The following is a 239-nucleotide window of genomic DNA, read 5'->3' as shown; positions in this document are numbered from 1 at the left end:
TCAACAAGGAAGTCTATTACGCGCCGGCCCTACCGGATCTCGGCGAAGCCCTTGCCAAGACGACCATGGCGAAGGATGTCGACGCCACCATCTCCGCCTTCGCGCCTCCGCATCCGCAATATCAGGCGCTGAAGGCGACGCTTGCGAAACTGCGCGCGAGCGACGGCAAGCCTCTGCCGCATATCGCCGAAGGCCCGACCTTGAAGGTCGGCCAGCGCGACCCGCGCGTCCTCACATTG

At 64.4% G+C, this 239-nt stretch carries 1 protein-coding gene; it reads left to right on the top strand.

Annotated features, from left to right (window positions below):
• Nucleotides 1–239: L,D-transpeptidase scaffold domain-containing protein (locus CH341_RS35065; protein ID WP_483475707.1), on the top strand; the 239-nt coding region annotated here is incomplete at both ends.

The sequence above is a fragment of the Rhodoplanes roseus genome, assembly GCF_003258865.1.
Classification (GTDB): domain Bacteria; phylum Pseudomonadota; class Alphaproteobacteria; order Rhizobiales; family Xanthobacteraceae; genus Rhodoplanes; species Rhodoplanes roseus.
The sequence above is the reverse complement of the archived record's forward strand: the minus strand, read 5'-3'. Positions and strand labels throughout refer to the sequence as shown.